Origin of the sequence: Nocardioides pini (assembly GCF_026712185.1) — a bacterium.
Taxonomy (GTDB): domain Bacteria; phylum Actinomycetota; class Actinomycetes; order Propionibacteriales; family Nocardioidaceae; genus Nocardioides; species Nocardioides pini.
Genome location: NZ_JAPPUX010000001.1, coordinates 976,296 through 998,169 on the forward strand (window position 1 = coordinate 976,296; position 21,874 = coordinate 998,169).

30 protein-coding genes are annotated in these 21,874 nt (G+C 70.2%); 16 read left to right on the forward strand and 14 right to left on the reverse strand.

Annotation, left to right across the window (positions count from 1 at the left end; genetic code table 11):
* Positions 1-117 precede the first annotated feature (117 nt).
* From NYO98_RS04670 to NYO98_RS04705, 8 genes are all read left to right on the forward strand, one after another.
* A complete protein-coding gene (locus NYO98_RS04670) occupies positions 118-543 on the forward strand; it encodes a hypothetical protein (protein WP_268110360.1) in 426 nt (141 codons plus the stop codon).
* A gap of 80 nt (positions 544-623) precedes the next feature.
* Entirely contained in the window at positions 624-1,436 is an 813-nt protein-coding gene (locus NYO98_RS04675; RefSeq protein ID WP_268110361.1) for a universal stress protein, read from the forward strand.
* 765 nt (positions 1,437-2,201) lie between these two features.
* Complete coding sequence (locus tag NYO98_RS04680) at positions 2,202-2,372, forward strand: hypothetical protein (protein ID WP_268110362.1); 171 nt, start codon at positions 2,202-2,204, stop codon at positions 2,370-2,372.
* 86 nt (positions 2,373-2,458) lie between these two features.
* Positions 2,459-2,965, forward strand: coding sequence for a hypothetical protein (locus NYO98_RS04685; protein WP_268110363.1), 507 nt, complete (start codon positions 2,459-2,461; stop codon positions 2,963-2,965).
* Between the two features lie 39 nt (positions 2,966-3,004).
* Complete coding sequence (locus NYO98_RS04690; protein WP_268110364.1) at positions 3,005-4,261, forward strand: NAD(P)/FAD-dependent oxidoreductase; 1,257 nt, start codon at positions 3,005-3,007, stop codon at positions 4,259-4,261.
* A 173-nt stretch (positions 4,262-4,434) separates the two neighbouring features.
* Positions 4,435-4,626 (forward strand): hypothetical protein, encoded by a 192-nt coding sequence (locus NYO98_RS04695; RefSeq protein WP_268110365.1) that lies wholly within the window; start codon positions 4,435-4,437, stop codon positions 4,624-4,626.
* 445 nt (positions 4,627-5,071) lie between these two features.
* Positions 5,072-5,356, forward strand: coding sequence for a hypothetical protein (locus NYO98_RS04700; RefSeq protein WP_268110366.1), 285 nt, complete (start codon positions 5,072-5,074; stop codon positions 5,354-5,356).
* Positions 5,356-5,802 (forward strand): DUF421 domain-containing protein, encoded by a 447-nt coding sequence (locus NYO98_RS04705; RefSeq protein ID WP_268110688.1) that lies wholly within the window; start codon positions 5,356-5,358, stop codon positions 5,800-5,802. Before NYO98_RS04700 ends, NYO98_RS04705 begins: the two co-directional genes overlap by 1 nt.
* 83 nt (positions 5,803-5,885) lie before the next feature.
* Here NYO98_RS04705 and NYO98_RS04710 read toward each other — a convergent pair whose 3' ends face one another.
* A complete protein-coding gene (locus NYO98_RS04710) occupies positions 5,886-6,167 on the reverse strand; it encodes an MGMT family protein (protein ID WP_268110367.1) in 282 nt (93 codons plus the stop codon).
* Between the two features lie 5 nt (positions 6,168-6,172).
* Positions 6,173-6,715, reverse strand: a complete 543-nt coding sequence (locus NYO98_RS04715) for a DUF488 domain-containing protein (protein WP_268110368.1) — start codon at positions 6,713-6,715, stop codon at positions 6,173-6,175.
* A 120-nt stretch (positions 6,716-6,835) separates the two neighbouring features.
* On the opposite strand from NYO98_RS04715, the gene NYO98_RS04720 reads away from it, so the two are divergent.
* A complete protein-coding gene (locus NYO98_RS04720; RefSeq protein ID WP_268110369.1) occupies positions 6,836-7,126 on the forward strand; it encodes a hypothetical protein in 291 nt (96 codons plus the stop codon).
* A 174-nt stretch (positions 7,127-7,300) separates the two neighbouring features.
* On the opposite strand, the gene NYO98_RS04725 is transcribed toward NYO98_RS04720, so the two are convergent.
* From NYO98_RS04725 to NYO98_RS04735, 3 genes are read right to left on the reverse strand one after another with little or no spacing between them, the layout of a single operon-like run.
* The gene (locus NYO98_RS04725; protein WP_268110370.1) at positions 7,301-8,005 is read right to left on the reverse strand and encodes an ABC transporter ATP-binding protein; all 705 of its coding nucleotides are present in this window, start codon (positions 8,003-8,005) and stop codon (positions 7,301-7,303) included.
* A complete protein-coding gene (locus tag NYO98_RS04730) occupies positions 8,002-8,580 on the reverse strand; it encodes an FtsX-like permease family protein (RefSeq protein ID WP_268110371.1) in 579 nt (192 codons plus the stop codon). Before NYO98_RS04730 ends, NYO98_RS04725 begins: the two co-directional genes overlap by 4 nt.
* A gap of 23 nt (positions 8,581-8,603) precedes the next feature.
* Entirely contained in the window at positions 8,604-9,284 is a 681-nt protein-coding gene (locus NYO98_RS04735) for a hemerythrin domain-containing protein (protein ID WP_268110372.1), read from the reverse strand.
* A 131-nt stretch (positions 9,285-9,415) separates the two neighbouring features.
* Here NYO98_RS04735 and NYO98_RS04740 point away from each other — a divergent pair, with 131 nt between their 5' ends.
* Positions 9,416-12,778, forward strand: a complete 3,363-nt coding sequence (locus tag NYO98_RS04740; protein WP_268110373.1) for an AfsR/SARP family transcriptional regulator — start codon at positions 9,416-9,418, stop codon at positions 12,776-12,778.
* 159 nt (positions 12,779-12,937) lie between these two features.
* Here NYO98_RS04740 and NYO98_RS04745 read toward each other — a convergent pair whose 3' ends face one another.
* From NYO98_RS04745 to NYO98_RS04755, 3 genes are all read right to left on the reverse strand, one after another.
* Positions 12,938-13,306, reverse strand: a complete 369-nt coding sequence (locus tag NYO98_RS04745; RefSeq protein WP_268110374.1) for a hypothetical protein — start codon at positions 13,304-13,306, stop codon at positions 12,938-12,940.
* 271 nt (positions 13,307-13,577) lie between these two features.
* Positions 13,578-13,868, reverse strand: coding sequence for a hypothetical protein (locus NYO98_RS04750; protein ID WP_268110375.1), 291 nt, complete (start codon positions 13,866-13,868; stop codon positions 13,578-13,580).
* 231 nt (positions 13,869-14,099) lie between these two features.
* Positions 14,100-14,675, reverse strand: coding sequence for a TetR/AcrR family transcriptional regulator (locus tag NYO98_RS04755; RefSeq protein ID WP_268110376.1), 576 nt, complete (start codon positions 14,673-14,675; stop codon positions 14,100-14,102).
* A gap of 87 nt (positions 14,676-14,762) precedes the next feature.
* Here NYO98_RS04755 and NYO98_RS04760 point away from each other — a divergent pair, with 87 nt between their 5' ends.
* Entirely contained in the window at positions 14,763-15,440 is a 678-nt protein-coding gene (locus NYO98_RS04760) for an NADPH-dependent F420 reductase (RefSeq protein ID WP_268110377.1), read from the forward strand.
* Positions 15,441-15,487: 47 nt separating this feature from the next.
* Entirely contained in the window at positions 15,488-16,375 is an 888-nt protein-coding gene (locus NYO98_RS04765; RefSeq protein ID WP_268110378.1) for an LLM class F420-dependent oxidoreductase, read from the forward strand.
* Between the two features lie 80 nt (positions 16,376-16,455).
* Here the strand turns inward: NYO98_RS04765 and NYO98_RS04770 are convergent, their stop codons facing one another.
* From NYO98_RS04770 to NYO98_RS04780, 3 genes are all read right to left on the reverse strand, one after another.
* On the reverse strand, positions 16,456-16,965 hold the full coding sequence (locus NYO98_RS04770; RefSeq protein WP_268110379.1) for an STM3941 family protein: 510 nt from the start codon (positions 16,963-16,965) through the stop codon (positions 16,456-16,458).
* 180 nt (positions 16,966-17,145) lie between these two features.
* Positions 17,146-17,328, reverse strand: coding sequence for a hypothetical protein (locus tag NYO98_RS04775; RefSeq protein ID WP_268110380.1), 183 nt, complete (start codon positions 17,326-17,328; stop codon positions 17,146-17,148).
* A gap of 16 nt (positions 17,329-17,344) precedes the next feature.
* On the reverse strand, positions 17,345-17,467 hold the full coding sequence (locus tag NYO98_RS04780) for a hypothetical protein (protein ID WP_268110381.1): 123 nt from the start codon (positions 17,465-17,467) through the stop codon (positions 17,345-17,347).
* Positions 17,468-17,706: 239 nt separating this feature from the next.
* On the opposite strand from NYO98_RS04780, the gene NYO98_RS04785 reads away from it, so the two are divergent.
* Together NYO98_RS04785 and NYO98_RS04790 are read left to right on the forward strand one after the other, a co-directional pair.
* Positions 17,707-18,102, forward strand: a complete 396-nt coding sequence (locus NYO98_RS04785) for a hypothetical protein (RefSeq protein WP_268110382.1) — start codon at positions 17,707-17,709, stop codon at positions 18,100-18,102.
* The gene (locus NYO98_RS04790) at positions 18,060-18,911 is read left to right on the forward strand and encodes an oxygenase MpaB family protein (protein ID WP_268110383.1); all 852 of its coding nucleotides are present in this window, start codon (positions 18,060-18,062) and stop codon (positions 18,909-18,911) included. The genes NYO98_RS04785 and NYO98_RS04790 overlap by 43 nt, the downstream gene beginning before the upstream one ends.
* Before the next feature lie 110 nt (positions 18,912-19,021).
* On the opposite strand, the gene NYO98_RS04795 is transcribed toward NYO98_RS04790, so the two are convergent.
* The 3 genes from NYO98_RS04795 to NYO98_RS04805 form a co-directional block, all read right to left on the reverse strand.
* Positions 19,022-19,336: a hypothetical protein gene (locus NYO98_RS04795; RefSeq protein ID WP_268110384.1), complete on the reverse strand. Its 315-nt coding sequence runs from the start codon at positions 19,334-19,336 to the stop codon at positions 19,022-19,024.
* Between the two features lie 58 nt (positions 19,337-19,394).
* Positions 19,395-19,811: a hypothetical protein gene (locus NYO98_RS04800; RefSeq protein WP_268110385.1), complete on the reverse strand. Its 417-nt coding sequence runs from the start codon at positions 19,809-19,811 to the stop codon at positions 19,395-19,397.
* A gap of 137 nt (positions 19,812-19,948) precedes the next feature.
* Positions 19,949-20,407 carry a VOC family protein gene (locus NYO98_RS04805; protein WP_268110386.1) on the reverse strand — a complete coding sequence of 153 codons (459 nt, stop codon included), beginning with the start codon at positions 20,405-20,407 and terminating at the stop codon, positions 19,949-19,951.
* An 80-nt stretch (positions 20,408-20,487) separates the two neighbouring features.
* Here NYO98_RS04805 and NYO98_RS04810 point away from each other — a divergent pair, with 80 nt between their 5' ends.
* Together NYO98_RS04810 and NYO98_RS04815 are read left to right on the forward strand one after the other, a co-directional pair.
* Entirely contained in the window at positions 20,488-20,991 is a 504-nt protein-coding gene (locus tag NYO98_RS04810) for a MarR family winged helix-turn-helix transcriptional regulator (RefSeq protein WP_268110387.1), read from the forward strand.
* A gap of 2 nt (positions 20,992-20,993) precedes the next feature.
* Entirely contained in the window at positions 20,994-21,629 is a 636-nt protein-coding gene (locus NYO98_RS04815; protein WP_268110388.1) for a maleylpyruvate isomerase family mycothiol-dependent enzyme, read from the forward strand.
* The last annotated feature ends 245 nt before the right edge of the window (positions 21,630-21,874 follow it).

Sequence of the window (21,874 nt, forward strand, 5' to 3'; positions counted from 1 at the left end):
ACCACGTTCCAGCCGACAGCCGACAGCCGACAGCCGACAGCCGACAGCCGACAGCCGACAGCCGTCGCGGACCTCGGGCTGGCCCGTGACCAGCCCCGTTCAACAGGAAGGACCTCCGTGAGCACGTCAGCTGCCGTCGCGACGGCTGTCACGTTCGTCTGGATGGGCATGGTGCTGGCGATCTCTTTCGTTGAAGCGCCGCTGAAGTTCCAGGCGCCCGGCGTCACCGTGCCGATCGGGCTAGGGATCGGCCGGTTGGTGTTCCGCGTCCTCAACCTGGTCGAAGGGCTCTTCGCGCTGGTGCTACTGATCGCCGGTGTGACCCACATGCCCGGAACGAGCGTCATGGTTGCCGCTGCATCAGCCGTCGGCGCTCTGCTCGTCCAGCTCACGGTAGTCCGGCCCCACCTGTCCCGACGGTCGGACGTCGTCCTAGCCGGTGGGGATGCGCCTTACTCCCTCGCACATCACTGGTACATCGCATTGGAGGTGCTCAAGATCGCCGCGCTGCTGGTCACCGGAAGTCTCCTCCTCGCGGAGTAGGACTCGACGCCAGACAAGACCATCTCGACGAAGAGCAGGAGTGACAAGACATGACTGAGTTAGCAGAGAGCGCACCTGAGGTGATCATCGTCGCCTACGACGGTTCGCGTCACGCGCAAGTAGCACTCGAATGGGCTGCCCGAACCGCGGCGGCGGAAGGTCGCGCCGTCCGGGCGGTCGCCGTGAGTAACGCACCCGACACGGCCGGTCACGACGCTGACCACCCCGACGAGGAGGTGCCGCCCCCGCTCGAGGCAGCCTGGGACGCAATGGGCGTCACCGGCACGTTCGAGCAGCTGACGGGCAGTGTGGAGTCCGTCCTTTTGCAACAGTCGCTGGACGCGCATGCGCTGGTTTCGGGAACACGCGGACGCGGACGAGCCGCCGATACCTTCCTGGGATCGGTCAGCCACCGCTTGGCGCGGCACAGCTCGTGCCCGCTGATCGTGGTGCGGCCGCCGTCGAACCCGACCGCGGCGCGCATCGTCGCCGGCGTCGATGGCTCCCCCGAGAGCATCGCGGCGCTCAGGTTCGCCTGCCACCGTGCTTCCTTCACGAACGAACCGGTCGTGGCGTTGCACGCCTGGAATCCGGGTCACATCAACGTCGACGACGACGGCCAGCTCCCTCAACGGGTCGGCCAACGCTCGAAGGTCGCCGAGATGCTGGTAGCCGAATGCATCGCGCAGGTGCGCGACGAGTTCCCACACGTGTCGATCGAACCGGACACGGTCCCGCTGACACCCAGCGTGGCTCTCACCGAGGCGTCGGCACACGCTTCGCTGGTCGTGACGGGGTCCCGCGGGCGCGGCGTCGTCACCGGACTCCTGCTCGGTTCTGTCAGCCAGCACCTGCTCAGCCACGCCCACTGTCCCGTCGCCGTAACCCGATGACGACCCACGGCACCGCCGCGTGGCACGTCACCCAAAACCCTGCGGCCGCAGCAGCGACGACATTCGCCAAGGCGTCAGCCTGATGAGCGCCCCGCCAGAGGATCACAGGCGCCCGGAGTCCGAACCTCCTGGCGGGCTGGTCGAGGTCCTCCAGAGGTGGGAACTGGCCGGCGGGCACTGGAAAGTGCTTCGCTCCAGCGACACGTGGATGGACATCGGGCTCTACTCGTGCGACGGAGCAGAACAGATGAGCCACGTCAGCGGCGCGCGCACCTCCGTGCTCCGCGGCTACTTGGCCGGACGAACCAGCAGCGCCGACTAGCACCCCCGACCAGCCAGCCAGCCGGCCAGACCGGCCGCGCCCAAGCAGCGCGGACGCGTCCGCTGACTCCGGCGCTACCCGGGCTGGTCTTCACCGAGGATGACGCGCCGGTATGCCGACCGTGGTGAGCGCCGCGCTCGCTACCCGATCATCGTCACCGACCGCACGAACACCGTGCTGTACCCCAGCAACGATCCGGCCGCAGAGCGCACCCCGAAACCACGCAGACCTGTCCGCCACGTTCCGCCGACGACGGTGGCGTCAACAGCTCGATGCGGCACAGTGAGACGCACCGGCCACGCAGACCGGCCACGCAGACCGACCACGCACGACCGGGGCTCGACCGGGGCTCGACCGGGGCTCGACCGGGGCTCGACCGGGGCTCGACCGGGGCTCGACCGGTCCGGCTGGAGTTCCGCAGGAACGTTGCTATGGTCCACAACATGGAGGCCAACATGGAGATCGAGGTGGCTACCACCGACCGCTCCTACCTGCCCTCCCACGTGCCGTCCGGCGCCGCTCTGCTCGCCCTCGAGCTCAGCGAAGAAGCGCACGGCATCCGCGGTCTCGACGTGCTGCGCCGCAGCGTCGACCGCGCCCCGCCGGTTCAGTGAGCTGACCTTTCCCCGGGTGCCTGCGTAGCGGCACCCGCCGATTCGCGCACCCCGAACTGCGCCGCGTCGCTCAAGGAACCATCCCGTTGACCATCACCGCACCCTTCGCTGCCCTGACGCGCCGGCGAACGACAACACTCATCTCGCCCCGGACTTCCACGACCCGACCCGACCAGGTCCGCGTCCGGTCCGACGGGCCCGAGGGGCCTGCCCCGCACACCGCCGATCACCCGCTCCGCACACGGTCGGACGCCCAGGCGCCCGGGCCGTCCTCGCGGCTCGTCGCGCTCCCGCAGCTCGACGGCCGGCTGCCCACGAACCCGGCCGACATCGACGTGCACCTCGCTGAGCTCGAACGGGCACGGCAGTGCCAACTCGACGCCCTGCCGGAGTGTCCGAACAACGTCGTGACGGCCGCACACCGTCGAGTTGTCGAGCACCTGCTCGCCGAGGTGCGCGCCGCCCGGGAGCGCATCCGCGCCGGCGCCTATGGCCGCTGCACCCGCTGCCGTACCGCCGTCGAGACGGCGGCCCTCGAACGCGTGCCCTCGCAGCCCACCTGCACCACGTGCACCACCCCACGCCCCTCCTGACCGCCCTGCCGTCTACACATCCCAGAAAGCTGGAACTTCATGACCAAGCGCGTCGCCATCGTCGGAGCCGGAATGGTCGGCCTCTCCACCGCCTGGTTCCTCCAAGAGCACGGTCTCCACGTCACCGTCTACGAACGCCGCCACGTCGCGGCAGGCTCGTCCTGGGGGAACGCCGGCTGGCTCACCCCAGCACTCACCGCACCACTACCCGAGCCCGCTGTCCTGACCTACGGGATCCGCGCCGTCCTCAGCCCGTCCTCACCCGTCTACGTGCCCCTGCGTCCCGACGTGCGGATGCTGCGGTTCCTCGCCGGCTTCGCCCGCCGCAGCACCGCCCGTCAGTGGGGCGTCGGGATGCGCGCGTACGCGCCGATGAACAACCAGGCCCTCGCCGCGTTCGACGAGCTCGGCGACGGGGGAGTGGTGTCCAGGACGCGCGCCGCGGACCCGTTCCTCGCGTGTTTCCGGACCCCCGAGGAGAGAGCGCCGCTGCTCGACGAGCTCGAACACATCCGAACCGCCGGGCAGGACGTGAAGTACGTCGTTCTCACCGGCGAAGAAGCTCGCGCTCTCGAACCGACCCTGTCCCAGGCGATTGGCGGAGCAATGCGCCTCCACGACCAGCGCTACATCAACCCGCCAGCGTTCCTCGCAGCGCTGGCCGACTCGTTCGTCTCCCGGGGCGGGCGGATCATCACCGCAGCCACGGTCACCGCAGTGCGCGAGTCCACCGACGGCGCGCACGTGACGACCCGCGAGGCGGTCGAGGAGAACCACGCCTACCACGGCGTGGTCCTGGCCAACGGCGCGTGGGCGGGAACTCTCGCCCGCCAGTTCGGGGTCCGCACGCTCGTGCAGGCCGGCCGGGGCTACTCCTTCAGCGTCACCGGAGACCAGCTGCCGCAAGGCCCGGTGTACTTCCCGACCCAACGCGTCGCGTGCACCCCGCTCACCACACCAGACGGACCACGCCTGCGCGTGGCCGGCATGATGGAGTTCCGCGACCCCGACGCAGCACTGGACCCGCGCCGCATCGACGCGATCGTCAACGCCACCCGGCCGCTGCTCAACGGCATCGACCTCGCAGACCGCCGCGACGAGTGGGTCGGCTCGCGTCCCTGCACCGCCGACGGCCTGCCCCTCATCGGCGCCACCAGTGCAGCCCACGTCTACATCGCCGGAGGGCACGGCATGTGGGGCATCGCCTTGGGGCCGCTGACCGGAAAGCTCCTCGCGCACCGCATCGCGACCGGCACCACGCCGCCCGAACTCGTCCCCTTCGACCCGCTGCGCTGACACCCACCGACGCCACGACCCCAAACGCCCCAGGAAGGCCACACATGACGGCATCTACCGGACCCGACCGCACCCCCGCCACGGCAGCCACCACCGGCAAGCTCCCCCCGACAAGCTCGTCGACGTCGCCGAGCCGGTCTGGTCATCCCGCACCGCAACGGGCCGGCGGGGCCATGCGGTTCTGGACCTACTTCGCCCTGTCCGCCACCTGCGCCATCCTCGTCCCGATCACGGTGTTCGCCATTGCTCAGTTCACCGACGACGGCCCCGTCCGCATGTTGCTCACGTGGGCGATCGCCTTGCTGATGGGCGCTGCCGTGTACGCCTCGGCAGCCGCCACCAACACCGCTCGCCGCCGCAGATGAGAACCCGTGACGACGCCCACCGGCGTCCCTGAGCACCGCGGCAACCACTACGAGCGGGCGAGCGGGGTGAGCGGAGTCCGGTGCTCCGAGCCACCGGGGACCGACGACCGTGCCGCTCGGGGATGAGGACATTCCACCCATGAACTCCGGTACCGCGGGCAGTACTCACGTCGAAGCGAGGTGGGAGGGTAGCGGTGTCTGAGAAGAAGCAGCTGCTGGACCGGTTCCCGACCGCGCGGAGCGCTTCGGCGCTGCGAGGCCGGGGTCCGGCCGAGCTGGTGGTCCAGCGCTCGGAGTCGTCGTACTGCTGTCCGTGGTGCTGGTCGCATGTCTTGGATTCCTGGGCCCGTACTCGCGCACGGTGAGCGCGTCCACTGCCGCGGGCAGCATCGAGGTCACCTAGGACGCGGTGACGCGCCGAGGCCTGGAGTCCGAGGTGGTCGTGGTGGCACGGTCGACCTCACCGCTGGACTCGTTCGTGCTCACCCTCGACCAGCAGGCCATGGCTGACCTGGGCATCGACCACATCGCGCCAGAACCCATGGACCAGCAGGCTCACGGGTCCAAGGTGTTGCTGAAGTTCGCGGACCCGGCTGGCGACGAGTTCGAAGTGCGGTTGTCCGGCCGTACCCCCACGCAGCAACCGCCGACACGACGCCGGTGGGAACTGCAGTGGCTCACCGCCACGGGCGCAACATCCATGACCGCGACGACATGGGTGGTGCCGTGATGCTGACCGTCGTCTACGCCTTTGGTGTCTTCTGGCTCCTGTGGGCCGTCCTGCGCGTCATGGGGAAACGCGAGCTCTACGAGATGTCGCCCTTCGACCTGGCGATCTTGTTCGTCATCGGCGACCTGATCGCGGAAGCCGGCATCGCCGAGGACACCTCCTTCGCTGGTGCCGCCACCGCTGTTGCGACATTCGCGCTCCTCACCATCGCCTTGTCGTGGGTCTCATTCCGCTTCCCGAACCTCGAGAAGATCCTGGACGGTTCACCGACCGTCATCGTCCGAGACGGAACCCCGGACAAGGAGGCCATGCGGCGAGAACGCATCACTATCTACGACCTGAACGAGGCCGCGAGAGGAAACGGGATCCGTGACATCGGCGACATCGAGCTGGCGCTGCTGGAGCCGGACGGTTCGTTCTCGTTCTTCGCGCGCGAGAGCGAGTAGGAACCCGGCACCCGCACGCTCGCCGAATGTGCGTTCCCGCGCGCCGACAGGCACGACCTCCGGCGCGACTGTCCTGACCGACGTCAGTGTGCTGCGCGCATGTCCAGGCGTTGGTCATCCAGGAGCGGCGCCCCCTCGGCACGCAGGTGCTCGAGCGCTGTCCCGTCATGGCACGTCGCCGGTCGTCCGTCCGCATGCACCACTCGCCACCACGCCACGGCGTCCCCATGTAACGCCATGACCCTGCCGACCTGGCGCGGCCCACCGCGACCGACCTCGCGGGCGAGGGCGCCGTACGTCGTCACGCGTCCCGGGGGCACCTCCTCGACCTTGGCGAGCACTGCCTCGACGTACTCCTCATCCATCAGGATCACTCCTCAGCTGCCGCGTCGTAGCGCAAGAGACCGTCTGCCACCCGGACTCCTGCGGACGGCTCGTGCGGGGTGGTGCGGCCGTCGTGAGCGAGGTGCGCGACGTCGATGCCCCGCAGCAGAGCGGCCGCGTCTGCGACAAGGCGCCGGTGACAACGCCACCACACGCTCTCGCTGCACATGATGGCGGTCGTCCGGTGCGCGGCCACGTCCATGGCCAAGTCGTCCAGCGCGGTCAGGAACTCCGGGGTGCGAGTGTGTGCGGCGTACGCGCGGAACGCCTCGACACGCCACCAGCGGTCCGCGTCGGGGTCGTCCTCGGACGTGAGCCGGCGCCTACCGCCCAACCGCTGCTCCCAGCGGTAGTGGAAACCGGCATCGGGAAGCCATTGCGCCATGGCTTCAGTGCTGACATCTGGGTTGTGTCGGCTGCCGGGGAAACGCCGCACGTCGACCACCAGTGCGACGTGGGCATCCGTGAAGAGCGCAGACAGCCCGGAGCGGTCGAGCGTGCCGTGCCCCACCGTGAGCAGACGCCCCATCCCGCCCCTTTCGTCTCCCATGCCGTGACGCCCGCGGTTCCCAGGCGATACCTGACTTCTTGGCTCTGAACGGCGACGCTGCCGCCATCAGGAGCGACGCCACTGCAGGACCACTTCATCATGTCGCTCCCCGCCGTCGCGAGGAACGTGGGGAAGTGCCAGTCGATGCCTTCGCAGGCCGTGTTCGGCAGGACCGTCGCCAACTGCGACGGTCAACACGTTGCGGAAGAGCTGGCGGCCCTTGCGACGCGCCATCCGGAGGGCGACGTAGACGTCAGCGCAGTCGGGTTCATCCACCTCAACGACCTCCAGAACTGCCCGGTGGCGAGCAGCCCCTGTGGCCGCAGCATCGTGAGCCTCGAGGAAGTGTTCAAGGCTGTCGTCGAGGCCCTGCGTCCTGTGCGAGGGTGAGGTCCGCGCCGCCAGGTGAAGGCGGTGACAGGGAACAGGTGACGAGCGCACCCGTGACGGAAGGGTTGCACACCCGCCAGGACGCGAACTTCGCGTCGGGCCGCTCGCCCGAGGTACCCGTCAGCGGGAGGGTGCCCGGGGCCTCGGTGCTCGTTGCATCTGGGACACGCGCGGTCAAGCGACGAGATCCGCGTCCCGGACGAGAGCGAGGTGACCGTCGACCATGGCGTAGGTAGAGGTCAGGCGCGGGAGGATCCGTTGATCGTGGGTGACAAGGAGCGTGGCGGTCGCGTGCTCTCCGGTGAGCCGGAGCAGGAGGTCGATGATCTGGGTGCCGCGTTCCTGATCGAGAGCGCTGGTGGGCTCGTCGACGATGAGGACGGATGGCTCGTGCATGAGCGCGCGGGCGATGTTGACGCGCTGGCGCTGACCTCCGGAGAGTTGTGCGGGTCGCTTGTCGGCGTCGGCGGCGAGGCCGACGGCGTCGAGAAGGTTCCGGGCTCGGTTCCGGGTGGCGGCGCGTGCGGCGCGGCGGCTGCGTTGGGTGGTGAGCTCGTTCATGACGAGGAGCTGCTCGTAGGCGGTCAGGGACGCGAGCAGGTTCGACTGCTGGAACACGAGCCCGACCTTGGTGCGCCGCAGCTCCGCTAGTTCAGTGAGGCTCAGGTTGGTCGCATTGATGCCGTCGATGGTGACCGTGCCGCGGTCCGGACTGATGAGGGTGGAGGCGACGGCGAGCAGGCTGGACTTGCCGGATCCGGACGGGCCGGTGAGGCCGACGACGGTGCCGGCGTTCACCCGCAGGCTGGCGTCGTCGACAGCGGTGATGCGTGAGGTGCCGTCGGGGTAGGTCAGGGTGATGTTGGCGAGATCGATCATCGGTTGCTCCCAAGGGCGGTCAGGGGGTCGGTGCGGGTGATGGAGCGGGTGGCGATTGCGGCCCCGGCGAGCCCGAGGGCGGTCATGATGAGTCCGGGCAGCACGGTGGTCAGCGGGCTGAGGACGAAGGGCAGCGCGTTCCCCGCGGCGACGCCGAGCAGCGAGGTGACGGCGATGCCTGTGGTGACCCCGAGGGCGAGGACGACGGCGGCTTGGCCGAGGGCGTCGAAGGTGAGCATCCGGTTGGTTGCTCCAAGCGCCTTGAGGACAGCGACATCGGGTTGACGCTGAATGCTCCAGACGGTGAAGAACGCGCCGACGACGAGCGCGGAGATGCCGAACAGCATCCCGACCATGAGCAGCAGCGAGCCGATCTCGGACTTGAACGACTCGAGTGCGGCCAGCGACGACAGCACTCCCGTGGACGTGGTGCCGGCATCGGTGTCGGCCGCCGTGTAGTCGACGTCGGGCCCGGATACCCCCAGGACGGTCGCGAACGGGGGCTGGCCGCCGGGCGGGGTGGCGAGGTTGCGCCAGTCGTCGAGGTCTGCGTACACGACCGGCAGCGCGACCATCCAGGCGGAGGTGGCTCACGTGCTCAGGTCGCGATGCCCACCTTCGCGGCGTACCGGCGGAACGCGCGGTCGGCGGCGAGTCGCAGCCACACGCGGACCGGCAGGGGAGCCTTGGCCAGGTCCGCAGCGACGACCTCAGGGTCGCCGACGTGGCGCATGATCCCGAACGCCGTGGGCAGGAAGCCGAATGGGATCTTGCGCAGGCCGCGCTCGCCGAGCTCCGCCCACTCCGCCTCGCTGACCGAGCGCGCCGCGAGCGGCAGCAGGTGCCGCTCCTCGGCGGCCATGTGCTCGGTGAGTGCTTCGACGAGCGCCTCGACCGCTGCAGCGAGCCGGTCGCGCTCGACAGCCGTGGCTCCGGCGCGCCAGCGGGGGAGCAGCTCAGCCGTCTGCTCGAGGTGGTCATGGATCTGCGCGTGCTGGCTCTCCATCAGGTGCACCACGGGGGCGAGCTCCTCCGGCACCCGCTCCAGCAACCGGGGCCACAGCAGCTCGTCCTCGCTCGTGTGGTGGCCCTCCAGGACCTGCAGGATCGTCTCGACGTGGCTGGCCACGACCGTCGCGCGGCGTACGTCGCCGGGCGCGACTCCCCGGACGAGGGACGGCGCGGGCAGCAGGCTCCAGCGGAACGCGTCGTGGGCCATGATCATGCCGCGCACGTCCGTGAGGCCGGGGCCGTGCAGGGCGGCGTCGGTGGTGCTCATCGGTGCTCCTTCGGGTCGGTTCTGTCGATGTCACCACTGTGCGGCGTCGTTCTTGGCCGGTTCTTGGAACCGTCTTGGAGGGCCGGCAGATCACCATCCGTGCGGTGAGATCGGCCTCTAGGGTGTGCGCCATGGAGTGGAGGGTGCTCGGACAGCTGGAGGTCAGCGCCGGTTCCGCCCCACTCGACCTCGGCGGTGCCAAGCAGCGGGCCGTGCTCGCGGTCCTGCTCGCCGCCGGTGGCAGGACCGTCTCGGTGGACCGGTTGCTGGACGAGGTCTGGGGCGGGCAACCTCCGCCGAAGGTGATGGCCTCGTTGCAGAGCTACGTGGCCAACCTGCGCCGCACCCTCGAGGCGGACCGTCCGGCCCGCTCGCCGGCCACCCTCCTCGTGACGCGACCCCCCGGTTATGCGCTCCTGGCTGAACCGGAGGACGTCGACGCGATTGTCTTCGAGCGTCGGGCCGCGACGGGGCACGCCCTTCTCGCCGCAGACCCCGATGCCGCCGCAGCCGAGCTCGAGGCGGCACTCGGACTGTGGCGCGGGGAGGCGTACGCCGACTGCCCCCCGGCGCCCTCCGTCGTCGCCGAGGCCAGCCGGCTGGACGCGCTCCGCCTGCTGGCGACCGAGGATCGCTGGCAGGCGGAGATCGACCGTGGGAACCACGCGGTCGCCGTCGCGCCGCTGGAGGTGCTGGTGTCGGCGCACCCGCTGCGTGAGCGGGCGTGGGGCCTGCTCGCGCTGGCTCTGTACCGGTGCCAGCGCCAGGGGGAGGCGCTGCAGGCGCTGGCCAGGGCCCGCGCGATGCTGGTCGACGAGCTCGGTGTCGACCCGAGCCCGCAGCTGCGCGACCTCGAGGCGGCGCTGCTGCGCCAGGACCCTTCGGTGGCCGTGCCGACCGGTGCTCGGCTGACGGCAGGCACGGCCGGTCGTCAGGAGGCGCCGCCAGCGCCTCGTGGTCTCGTCGGTCGGGTCAACGCGCTCGCCAGCGTGACCGGCGCGATCGTGGAGGCTGTCGAGGGTCGTGGGCGTCTCGTCCTGGTCACCGGAGAGGCGGGCATCGGCAAGACCCGGATGGCCCAAGCGGTCGTCTCGACGGCGGAGGCGCTCGGGCTGGGGTCGCGTTGGGGCCGCTGTGACGAGGGTGGCACGGCGCCTGCCTTGTGGCCGTGGACCCAGGTCCTGCCGGGGCTGGTCGAGGAGGGCCTGGAGCCGTTCGGCCTCGCGGAGCGGGCACTGGCGATGCTGCGGAACGCCCGACCGATGCTCGTCGTGCTCGACGACCTGCACTGGGCCGACGCCGACTCCTTGCGCCTGCTGCGGCGCATCGCCCCCGCGCTCCCCGAGCTGCCCGTCGTCGTGCTGGCCACCCTGCGCGACTCCGAGGCCGACTGGGGCCCGGCGGTTGCCGACGCCCTCGGTGACCTGGCTCGGGTCGAGCCCCTCCGGCTGCCGCTGGTCGGCCTCACCGCCGAGGAGGTCAGCACCTACCTCGAAGGTCGGTCGGACGCCGACGTCCCCCACGACGTGGCCCGCGCGTTGCGCGATCGCACCGAGGGGAACCCCTTCTACATAGCCCAGCTCGTCGACCTGCTGGCCCGCGAGAACCGACTCGGCGACGTGGCCGCCGTGGACAAGCTCGAGGTGCCGGACGGTGTGCGCGACGTCGTACGCCGTCGGCTCGCCCAGCTGCCCGACCACGCACGGTCGCTGCTCGCGACAGGTGCCGTCGTGGGCCGTTCGTTCGACGTCGACGTCGTCGAGGTGGCCGGCGACCTGGACGACCCGGCGGCAGTGGACGAGGGTCTCGAGGCCGCGCTGCTGTCAGGGCTGGTGATCGAGGAGTCGTCGGGCTCGTACCGCTTCGTGCACGCACTGGTGCAGGAGGCCCTGTACGCCGGAATCCCGGGACCACGGCGTGTGCGGCGCCATGCGGCGGTCGCCCACGCCCTGGCCGACCTGAGACCCGATGCGGTGAACACCCACGCGGCGGAGATCGCCGAGCACCACGCGCGGGCGGGGGTCGGCCATGCGCGTGCCAGCTGGGAGTGGGCGGCACGAGCGGCGGCGCAGGCGCGCCGAGGAGCCGCACCTGAGGAGGCCGCACGCTGGCTCGGGCTGGCCGTGACCGCGGTCGACCGGGACCGGACCGCCACCGCTGCCGAGCGGCACGGGCTCGTGGTCGCTCACGTCAGGGCGCTGATCCGGGCCGGGCAGGTCGCCGAGGCGTGGGAGCGAGCGGTTGTCCGCGCCGGGGAGGTCCTCGACGTCGGTGACGCCGCCGCGAGCGCCGAGCTCGCGGTCTCGGTGACCACGACGGTGTGGAACTGGCGTCCCTACGGCTCGGTCGACAGCCGTGCGGTCGCCCTTCTCGAACGACTCCGCCACGAGCTGCCGGAGGACCTTCCCGTGCTCCGCGCCCGTGTTATCGCCACGCTCGCCCTGGAGCTGTACTGGGTGGACGCGCTGCGCTCCCGCGAGCTCACCGCTGCTGCGCTCGCCCTGGTGCCGACCGACGTGCTCGACCCTGCCGAGGTGTCCGACGTGCTCGAGGTCGCGCACGCCAGCCTCATGCACGTCGACCAGGCGCGGGACCGGCTCGACGTCGCCGAGAGGCTGCTCGGCCGTGCACGTGCCGGTGGCGACCGCGAGCTCGAGGCCCGTGCCTTCCTGATGCGCGGGTCCGACCGGGTCGCCCTCGGTCACTTCGCGGACGGGTGGTCCGACTACGCCGAGGCCGGTGAGCTGGCGCGCGCCCAGGGCCAGCCGGTCGTCGACGTGATCCTGCGGTACGCCGAGGTCCTGCGCCCGATGGCCGAGGGCCGGTCCGGCGACGCCGAGCGGCTGCTCGCCGAGGTAGTCGCACTGCACCGGCGTACGACGATCGTGTCGGGCGACGTGCTGGAGTCGCTCCTCCAGCTCAACATCGACCTCGTCTACGGCGGACCGGAGCGATGGGCGCGCGCCGAGCAACTGGTCGGCCACCTGCCGCCCGGACCGCTCGACGAGCTGCGCGCCCTGGTGCTGCAGCGCGCCGGCCGGGATGCCGAGGTGCCTGGCCTCCTCGGAGCATGGGCGGACCAGCGGCCGGTGGACGACGACTTCCTGTGGCTCTTCACCACCGCCCACCGCGCCGAGATCTGGTCCAGGCTCGGCGATCCCGTGGCGGCGGGCGAGCTGCGCGACCTGCTGCTGCCCCATCGCGGGCTGCCGGTGTGGGTCGGCACGGGGATAGGGCTCGCCGGTTTCACCGACCACTACCTCGGGCTGCTCGCCCGATCGCTGGGCGACCTCGACGGCGCAGTCGCCGACCTGGAGAAGGCCCGTGACCTGGCCGCGCGCGAGGGCATGGCGGCGTTCGAGGTGCTGACCACCCACGAGCTCGCACGGACCCGGGCACAGCGCGGTCGTGCCGGTGACGCGGCTGGCGCGGCGCTGCTCGCGGCGGAGGCCGCGTCCCGGGCGAGCCGCATCGGCCTGGTCCTGCCCCGGTGAGCACTGTCGCAAGACATCAGCGACAACGGACCGGACGACCACCAGATCCCCACCTGGAAACGACGGACTGACCTACGTGTGCGAGCCGGGGGGTCCCTACGGTCTGACTGTGGGGGCCCTTCGCACGCGCGCGACCAACTCGGTGTTCGACCAGGCCGCTCAGCGCGGCGGCCGGTCCGTCCCTGTCCGCGCTCGCGTGCCGCGCGATCCGGTGACCTCCGGCCATGCCAGGCACACCAGCGTGGCTCTTGCGATCCCGAACAGCCAGGGAACGGGTAGGGCGAAACCGATCCAGAAGACTGCCTCCAGCGGCAGCAGTCCCAGGTTCAGCACGGCGCCCGCCTTGCGCGCCTGCCACAGCAGCCAGCCCGACCAGGTCGCGGTCAGCACGAGGCCGGAGTAGGTCAGGAGCAGGATGGCGACGCTGTGGTCCGACAACCGGGAGGACCAAGGGCCGGCGTACATGTCGAACAGGCCCCACAGCGAGGGAAGTCTGCCCTCGTCGGTGAGGAAGATCGCGACTGGCACGGCCGGGACCCCGAACATGGCGGCATACGCCCATGTCGCCAGCGCTGCCCTCCGAGACGTGGTCATCGACGTGGTTCCCGCTCCGAGCCCTCCACCAGCATCGCCAGCCCGAGGGCCATGACGGCGAGGGCGTAGACGCCGACGGCGACCGGGAGCGCCGGGGTGAACTGCAGAGGCATCATGGCGATCATCCACACTCCGAGGCCGAGCGGCGTGTAGCAGCGCCAGCCCGCCCAGACCCCACCCCGTAGCGTCGCCGTGCCGGCCATGATCAGGCCGATCGCGGTGAGCAGAGTGCCGATGCTAAGCACGACATCACCGCGACGGAGATCGGGTCATCGAGAGCAGCGTCATACCCGACCAGCGACAACCCATGGGCGATGACGTAGGACAGCTGATCGTCGGACACCGGGGAGCTGTTGCGATGGGCCGCCGTGATCAGGGCGCCGTCGCCCTGGACGCCGCCAGCGACGATCGCGAGCAGGCCCGCTCCCGCGGTGGAGCGCAGAGCTGGGCCAGCAGGCTGGTTCGCGGCGGTCGGTTGCGTGGAGTGGGTCGTCATGGTGGTCCTCCTGGACGGCGCGCTGCGTACCGCCGACGCTAGCGGGCCCGGCCCGGACGCACATGAGGGAAACCACCCGTGTGGGCACTCAACAGGCTCGGCCGGGCTCGTGAGCAGTACGCGGGGGGAGCCGTGTCAGACGCTGTGAACAGCTGCGTCGCCATCATCGAGGGCTGCACCGAGCTGCTCCACCCCGCGACCATCCTCTGCGCCCGTGTCGCCGGGCCGCCGTCAGGCAGCCGCGCTGGGCACCGACGTGGACACCAGGCGCTTGGCCGCCGCCTTGGCTGCGTGGGCGGCTTCGGGGTCTGCGGCGAGGGCGCCGTCCGAGAGGCCGCCGTCGAGCAGCAGGGCCAGGGTGCGGGCGAGGGTGTCGGGGTCGTCAGCGCTCGCCCGTGCGGCGAGGTCGCGCAGCCACGCGAGGACCGCCTGCTTGTGGGCGACCGTGCGCGCGTGCACCGGGGTGCCCGGCGCGGCCTCGGCTGCCGCGTTGATGAACGCGCAGCCCCGGTATCCCTCACGTCGGCAGGCCGTGTCGAGTGCGTCGAAGAGTCCGACGAGCTGATCGGCCGGCTCGGGCCCGGCGGCCTCGGCGGCCTCGTGGAGCTGGCCGGTCCAGATCCCGTCGACCTTGTCCAGGTAGGCGAGCACGAGCTCGTCCTTGGCGGGGAAGTGCTTGTAGAAGGTCGCTTTCGCCACGCCGGACTCGCTGATGATCAGGTCCACGCCGACAGCGCGGATGCCGCGTGCGTAGAACAGCCGGAAGGCGGTGTTGAGGATGCGGTCGCGGGCGGAAGCGGTGGTCACCCCTTGATGGTAGACAGGTCTGTCTGCTAGCGTCCACCCTGATGGCAGACAGATCTGTCTACCCACCGATCCCCGAAGGATTCCTCGATGAACATTGCAGTGCTCGGTACCGGCATGGTCGGCCAGGCGATCGCCAGCCGTCTGGACGACCTCGGCCACTCCGTCGTGGTCGGCACCCGCGACCCCCAGGCGACGCTGGCCCGCACCGAGCCGGACCAGACGGGCAACGCGCCGTTCGCCGCCTGGCTCGACGCCCACCCGGGCGTCGAGCTGGCGACGTTCGCCGACGCGGCCGCTCGCGCCGAGCTGGTCGTCAACGCGTCCTCCGGCGCGGCAACGCTCGAGGTGCTCGCGCTGGCCGGCGCGGACAACCTGGCCGGCAAGGTCCTCGTCGACATCGCCAACCCGCTCGACTTCTCCGCCGGCTTCCCGCCCACGCTGTCGGTCAAGGACACCGACTCCCTGGGCGAGCAGGTCCAGCGCGCGCTCCCGGAGACGAAGGTCGTCAAGACCCTCAACACCCTCACCGCCTCGCTGATGGTCGACCCGAGGTCGCTCGGCGAGTCCAGCACCGTCTTCGTCTCCGGCGAGGACGCCGCGGCCAAGGCCACCGTCGTCGAGCTGCTGGAGTCGTTCGGCCACGACGACGTGATCGACCTCGGAGGCATCGAGTCGGCCCGCGGCACGGAGATGCTGCTGCCGGTCTGGCTGCGACTCATGGGGTCGCTCGGCACCGGCCACTTCAACTTCAAGGTCGTCCGTTGACCATGGTCGGCGAGCACGGCCCCACCCGTTGACATGAAGGAGCAGCCATGAGGCTCGGTGTGCACCTGGTGAACTTCAGCCTCCCCGGGGGCCCGGAGGCGATCGGCCCCACGCTCGCGGCGACCGGGCGGGCGGCCGAGGAGGCCGGGCTGGACAACCTCTCGTTCATGGACCACTACCTGCAGCTGGAGTTCCTGTCGGGAGCGGAGGACCCGATGCTCGAGGGCTACACCGCGCTCGGTTTCCTGGCGGCGCACACGACGTCGGTGGAGCTCCAGCTCCTGATGTCGGGTGTGACCTACCGCCACCCCGGACTGCTCGCCAAGATCGTCTCGACCCTCGACGTGCTCTCCGGTGGGCGCGCAGCGCTCGGCATCGGAGCGGCCTGGTACGAGCGGGAGCACCGCGCCCTGGGCGTCCCCTTCCCGCCGCTCGCCGAGCGCTTCGAGCGGCTCGAGGAGACCCTCCGGATCGTGCGCCAGATGTGGAGCGACGACAACGGCCCATTCGACGGCAAGCACTACCAGCTGGCAGAGACGATCAACTCGCCGCAGCCCCTGCAGCAGCCGCGTCCGCCGATCATGGTCGGTGGCGGCGGTGAGAAGAAGACACTCCGCCTGGTCGCGCAGTACGCCGACGCCTGCAACGTGTTCGCCGCGGCAGGGGCCGGTCCCGGCGAGGTCGCCCACAAGCTCGCCGTGCTGCGGGACTGGTGCGAGCTGGAGGGGCGGGCGTACGACGAGATCCGGAAGACCGTGCTCTACAACGGCGTGGTCGGGCAGGGCGCCGCCGGTGCCGCCGCCTTCGTCGAGGAGATGCGCGCCCTGGCCGACGTCGGCGTCGACGAGGTGCACGTCATGCCCCTGCGCGGCGCCCCGGTCGCCTTCGTCAGGTCGCTCGGCGACCACGTCGTGCCCGCGCTCTCGAGGTTCTGACCCGCGGGGTTCGGCTCCGAAGGGGATCGCCGGTGAGCCACAGGTGGGCGCCGTGCCGTCGGGGCCCGCGACGCGTGCTGTCAGGTCCTGGGCCCGCGGAGGCGATACCGTTCAACGCCCTCGTGCATCAGCGCGGACAAGCTCGCGAAGCTGGTCTCGAGGCCGACCGAGCTGAGCACGACTGGCGAGCCGTACGTGCGGCGGTTGACAGCGGCGATCACGCGGGCGAGACGACCCAGCCGGGCCACACAGACCCCCGGCTCGCGGACCTCGACGATGATCAACGAGGTCCCGGAGATACGTCGCTCCGAGACCGACAAGACGTCGGCCCAGCTCACCCGGCCCACCGCCGACGCTGAGCTGTGGTCGTCGAATCCCATGTCGTCCACGACCAGCCCGGGGCCTGTGCGCATCAAGAACACGACCCAGGCGATGCCGAACCAGCCGAACGTCAGCACTCCTACCGCGCCGACGACGAGCGTGAGGGCAGATCCCTGAGCGATGATCGCCAAGGATGCCAGGACGAAGACGACACATCCGAGCACGGATGCCAGGCCCTTGGCTCGACTCCGCTCGATCACGGTGGGCATGACTGTCCCTGCCCGATCTCGAGAGACTCCACACGCGCACAGGGCCTCCCTGCCTTTCCCCAACGAACGTTCGCTCCGGCTGGGTGGTGCGTTCGCAGTCGCACGCCATGCCGCGATCCGCGCGAGCTCGTCGCGGCGGATCCTGACGTTCGGAGCAAACCCGGCTGACGTGCGACGTGCTCAGTCGGCGGCATCTTCCCGCGCCCCGTAGACGTAGGCGGCGATCCCCACGAAGAACGCCACGACGCCCATGACGATCGTGTCGATGCCGCCGCCCTGCTCAGGCGAGGTGATGGAGAAGATCACCGTCAAGACGCCAAGTGCGGTGAACCCCGCTCCGAAGTACTGCAGGTAGGGCCTCACGAGCCCATCGCCTCCCTCACCTTCCTCGCTTCACCATCCACAGCCAGATCGACATCATGAGTGCACCCAGCAGCAGCAGCACACCGCCGGTCGAGGCGCTGTTCTCGATGATGAACACGACGCCGAACATCAGCAGCATGCACCCGACGAGCGACGGTACGAACGACCACGACACAGGTCACCACTTCCCCGGCGCGACCCTCCGCAAACCCGTGGCTGCGGTCGGAAGGGCGACGCCGAGGAGAGTCGACTGCGCGGAAGCCCCGTCCGCCGGGGCCGACGTCCTCGGGAGCGGGCCACACGAGCGGGCGCGACGACGACCCCCCCGATCGTCGTCGACCAGAAGGGACGGCCCCAGGGCCGGCCATACTGTGGGGCATGGCCGAGAGCGTCCTGCCCGCCCACCTAAGAAACGTCGATGAGGCCGAGCGCCGTTTCGGCGCTCTCGGCCGGGCCTGGGTCGAGGGCACGCTGCAGGGCGACCCGCTCGCCGATGCGGTCGCTGCCGATGCCGGGCGACTCGGCCGGTCGAGCGTGGTGGGCGCCGTTGCCACAGCCTTGCGAGACGGCATCGACGGCGCGCCCGACGCCCCGACGTCGGTGCGGGCGTTGTTCGCGAAGCTCGACGAGGTGCCCGACTGGGTCGACCACGACCAGCTCGACCGTGCCGGAGACCACCTCGCCCGGCACTCGCTCCAGCTCGGGCTCGTGCTCGCTGCCGCCTCCTTGATGTGGGCTACACCAACCCCGCCGCCGCGAGGCCGCTCATCCTGACGGGGCGGCTGGTCGGCAACGCGGGGGTACGCAACCTCGAGGTCGGCGACTGGCTGCGCGAGGTCACCGAGCCAGGTGGCCTGCGGCGCCACAGCCTGGGCTTCGAGCGAACCGTGCGCGTACGCCTCATCCACGCGATGGTTCGGCGCCACCTCTCGTCGTCGCCCGCCTGGGACCGTGCCGAGCTCGGCACGCCGATCAGCCAGCCCTACCTGGCCCACACGCTCGCGGAGTTCGGTTCGATCGCCGTGCGCGGGATGCACCTGCTGGGAGCGCGCTACACCGACTCCGAGCTCGACGACCTCGGCGCGCTGTGGAGGTATGTCGGGTGGCTGTCCGGGGTGACCGAGGCCCTCCTGCCCGCGACCTTGGCCGAGCAGGAGGACATCGAGGCGCTCTACCAGCTCACCCGCCCGCCCGTCGACGACGCCAGCCGCGCGCTCGTCGGCGGTCTCATCGACGACTATCTGACCCTCGAGGTCGAGGAGCTGGTGCCCGCCCGCCTGCCGGGCAGGAACCGTGTCGCCCGCACGTTGGTCGACGCGCTGGTGCGAGCGCTCGTCGGCGACGCGCTCGCCGACGAGCTGGGCATCCGGCCGTCGCACCTGGCCCGCGCCGTGCCGGTCCTGGGCCACCTCACCGCGACGGCGTACGCCGCTCAGGACCGTGTCCGTGGCGTGGAGGCGCGGGTCACCAGCGGGCGGGCCTACCGCGCGGAGCAGGAGCAGCGGCTGCGCGCCAGGCACGGGATGCGGCACGCCCTGGTCGACGACGCTCCCGACGCGGGCGAACACCCTGTGTCGGCCTGAGGCCGCGTCGTTGGCCGGTCGTGTCGGTGGCCTCGATCAGCCTGGGGCACCCGACCGGGAGCTCGGCCCTCGTCGTGAGACCGCACTCAACGAGGTGCGAGCTCAGGCGGTCAACGAAGGGCGTAGAACCAACTTCCCTCGTAGTCCCGGGCGACTGTTTCCTCGGACTGCACGCTCACTCCGCTGACGACGTGCCCGGGGAAGCCGTGGCGCTCCGCAATCAGACGCGCCTCGCAGAGAAGGCGGGGTCCCGATCCCGTCAAGGCGTCACGCTCGGCGTCCGTAGCCGTTCCGAGCCACACCCAGGCATCGTCCTGGGACGGGAAGGCGGACACGTACTCAACTCGCACCACCCCGGAGTCCTTGAACCTCCGCAACAGCGCAGGCTTCATGTTCTGCAGCAACGCCCATCGCGGATCAGTCACCAGACAACCGTAAGTCGTCACCGCGTCCGCTCCCGCGCATCGGCAGATCTGCGCGCATCTACTCCGGCGGCAGCGCGGCTAGAACGGCTCGCACTTCGGGAAGCGCGACGGCGATTGACCGCCGCTTCACCAGCTCTTCGGCGGCATCCACCGCGTCCTCTAGAAGGCCCACTAGCACCGTCCTGGGGTCGCTGACAGGCAAGGGCGGCACCGCGGCTTGGACCATCAGCATCATGTGCTTGCGACTCAGACGGCCCGTGCGAACGCCTTCGAACTCGACAGGACCACTCAGTGGCCCTTCGAGGTGGAAGACAACATTGACGCTGAGCGGGCCAAGGGCGGATCTCGCCTCCATCACCTGCTTCATCAGGCGCCGTAGGTGTGGCATCCAAAAGTCGTGGGTCTCGCCGAGTCCTCCAGAGACCACGCCGAGGGAGAGCGAAGACGATTCGTCACTAGCGTCGAAGGCGGTCACAGGTCCAGCCTGCCAGCAGCACGCAGCCTCCGCTCACCGGCAGATCCGCGGGCTCATCGGTCGTACGGCGCCTGAGGCGGTGTCTGAGAAACGAAGCGCAGCCGGTCGTTGCTGTCGTTGCGTGCCGCACCGGTGCCTCAGACGACGAGGCAGAAAGGATGGCCGGCTGGGTCGGCGAGCACGTAGAGGGGTGCGTCGGTGACGTCGGTACGGTCGTGTAGGAGGCGTGCGCCCAGAGCTTCGGCACGCTCCCGGTGCCGCTGGAGCTCCTCCAGGCTCTCCACCGCGAAGTCCATGTGCATCTGCATCGGCACCGCTTCGGACGGCCAGGTGGGGGGAGTGGTGTCGACCTTCTCCTGGATCGTGATGACGCGGTTGCCCGCGCCATCGAGAAGGACGATCCAGGTGGCGTCGTCGGAACGTCCATCGGTGGGAGGCAGGTCGCGCTCCCGGTAGTGGAGTCCGAGGAACTCGCGGTAGAACTCAGCCAGCGCACGACAGTCACGCGCGTCGAGCGCGGTGTGGATGAGGACGGGGTACGTGGACAACCTGTGCCTCCTGAAACTGTTGTCGGACTCAAGCAGACCCTGCCTCACGTGACAACAGCAATGTTGGGCCGCTACGTCGCAAGGGATGTGTCGTGCCCCAGTCGGACAGATATGACATCATTGATGTCATGAGTGACATCGTCCCAAGCGAGTCCGCGGAAGATCGAGGGGAGCTTGTGGACCGACTCCTGCGCCATGTCAGGCCCATCGTGCTGGCGTCCGCCCGCGTGGTCGAGGGGCACGTACGGGGCTACGGATGGACCATCGGTTCACGCGCCGTGTTGCAGGTGCTGGTCGAGGGTGGAGCTGCCACCGTGCCTCAGATAGCCGCACGCCTCGACCTGGCGCGTCAGAACGTGCAGAGACATGTCGATGCTCTCGTCGAGCTCGGCCACGTGGCCAGGCGCGCGAACCCCGAGCACCGGCGATCGGTTCTCATCGAGCCCACGTCGGAGGGTCGGTCCGCGTTTGCCAGGATGCACGCGACGGAGCTGGGAGAGCTCGCATCTCTCGCAAGCGCGTGCACGATGACCGAGCTGGCCGTGGCCGAGGCTGTGCTCGCTTCGCTCGAGCACGACATTCGAGCCCGCGCCTCCGGCCGAGAGGCCGAGGCGGCGGTCGAGCAGAGGTGATCATGGACGACGACGACATCTTCGCGCGCACGACACACAATCGGATGCTGATCGCTGACCTCCTCGAGAGTCTCTCAGCGGAGCAGTGGGATGCCCCCACCCTGTGTGCGGGCTGGAGCGTGCGACGCCTCGCCGGACACCTGTTGCAGCCGATGCTGGTCGGCTTCGGACGCTTCTTCCTGACAGCCGTTCGGCACCGGGGGAACACCGAGGCGACAGTCGACCAACTGGCTCGGATGCTTGCCGATCGCCCACCTGCGGAGTCCGTGAGCCTCCTGCGACAACACGCCCACGACCGGGTGCGTCCTCCGCGAGTGGGTCCCATGGGACCTTTCGCCGAAACCTGTGTCCACCTCCGTGACATCGCGCGGCCGCTCGGGTTGGAGGCAGACGTACCCCGCGCCGACTGGGTGACGCTGCTGGACTACCTCACCACTCGCGAGGTCGCACCGGCACTGGTCGCCCCGCGACGTCTGGAAGGAATAGCCCTGACGGCGACCGACGCCGCCAGACGCTGGGGCTCCGGACTGGAGGTGTGGGGACCGGCAGAGGGCCTCGCGATGGTCGTCACCGGCAGGACGTCGGTGGCAAGCGACCTGAACGGCCCAGGACTTCCTCGACTGCTCGCGATGTCCTGAAGGCGTCCGGGCTCCCGCAGCAACCCGGGGCAAAACACGTCGAGCCGGGCGTCGGGTGCTCACTGTCCCCGCCGATGAGCGGGATCGTGCCGAGTCGCTGCGCACCCCGTCCTAGGGTCCACCGGGGGCGGCGTCGGCGATGCGTTCGAGCAGTGAGTACCTGCGCGAGTGCGACGCGGTCACCGAGAGTTCACCCGCGTTCGTCGGGAGGCACCGGGGTGGTCACCCGGCGTTCGCCCGGGACC

Bases quoted from the DNA above. Each gene is read 5' to 3' on its own strand.
- NYO98_RS04680 (WP_268110362.1), top strand. From the start codon at position 2,202: ATGGAGGCCAACATGGAGATCGAGGTGGCTACCACCGACCGCTCCTAC.
- NYO98_RS04690 (WP_268110364.1), top strand. From the start codon at position 3,005: ATGACCAAGCGCGTCGCCATCGTCGGAGCCGGAATGGTCGGCCTCTCC.
- NYO98_RS04695 (WP_268110365.1), top strand. From the start codon at position 4,435: ATGCGGTTCTGGACCTACTTCGCCCTGTCCGCCACCTGCGCCATCCTC.
- NYO98_RS04705 (WP_268110688.1), top strand. From the start codon at position 5,356: ATGCTGACCGTCGTCTACGCCTTTGGTGTCTTCTGGCTCCTGTGGGCC.
- NYO98_RS04710 (WP_268110367.1), bottom strand. From the start codon at position 6,167: ATGGATGAGGAGTACGTCGAGGCAGTGCTCGCCAAGGTCGAGGAGGTG.
- NYO98_RS04715 (WP_268110368.1), bottom strand. From the start codon at position 6,715: ATGGGGCGTCTGCTCACGGTGGGGCACGGCACGCTCGACCGCTCCGGG.
- NYO98_RS04720 (WP_268110369.1), top strand. From the start codon at position 6,836: ATGTCGCTCCCCGCCGTCGCGAGGAACGTGGGGAAGTGCCAGTCGATG.
- NYO98_RS04725 (WP_268110370.1), bottom strand. From the start codon at position 8,005: ATGATCGATCTCGCCAACATCACCCTGACCTACCCCGACGGCACCTCA.
- NYO98_RS04730 (WP_268110371.1), bottom strand. From the start codon at position 8,580: ATGGTCGCGCTGCCGGTCGTGTACGCAGACCTCGACGACTGGCGCAAC.
- NYO98_RS04735 (WP_268110372.1), bottom strand. From the start codon at position 9,284: ATGAGCACCACCGACGCCGCCCTGCACGGCCCCGGCCTCACGGACGTG.
- NYO98_RS04740 (WP_268110373.1), top strand. From the start codon at position 9,416: ATGGAGTGGAGGGTGCTCGGACAGCTGGAGGTCAGCGCCGGTTCCGCC.
- NYO98_RS04750 (WP_268110375.1), bottom strand. From the start codon at position 13,868: ATGACGACCCACTCCACGCAACCGACCGCCGCGAACCAGCCTGCTGGC.
- NYO98_RS04760 (WP_268110377.1), top strand. From the start codon at position 14,763: ATGAACATTGCAGTGCTCGGTACCGGCATGGTCGGCCAGGCGATCGCC.
- NYO98_RS04765 (WP_268110378.1), top strand. From the start codon at position 15,488: ATGAGGCTCGGTGTGCACCTGGTGAACTTCAGCCTCCCCGGGGGCCCG.
- NYO98_RS04770 (WP_268110379.1), bottom strand. From the start codon at position 16,965: ATGCCCACCGTGATCGAGCGGAGTCGAGCCAAGGGCCTGGCATCCGTG.
- NYO98_RS04780 (WP_268110381.1), bottom strand. From the start codon at position 17,467: ATGCTGCTGATGTTCGGCGTCGTGTTCATCATCGAGAACAGCGCCTCG.
- NYO98_RS04785 (WP_268110382.1), top strand. From the start codon at position 17,707: ATGGCCGAGAGCGTCCTGCCCGCCCACCTAAGAAACGTCGATGAGGCC.
- NYO98_RS04810 (WP_268110387.1), top strand. From the start codon at position 20,488: ATGAGTGACATCGTCCCAAGCGAGTCCGCGGAAGATCGAGGGGAGCTT.
- NYO98_RS04815 (WP_268110388.1), top strand. From the start codon at position 20,994: ATGGACGACGACGACATCTTCGCGCGCACGACACACAATCGGATGCTG.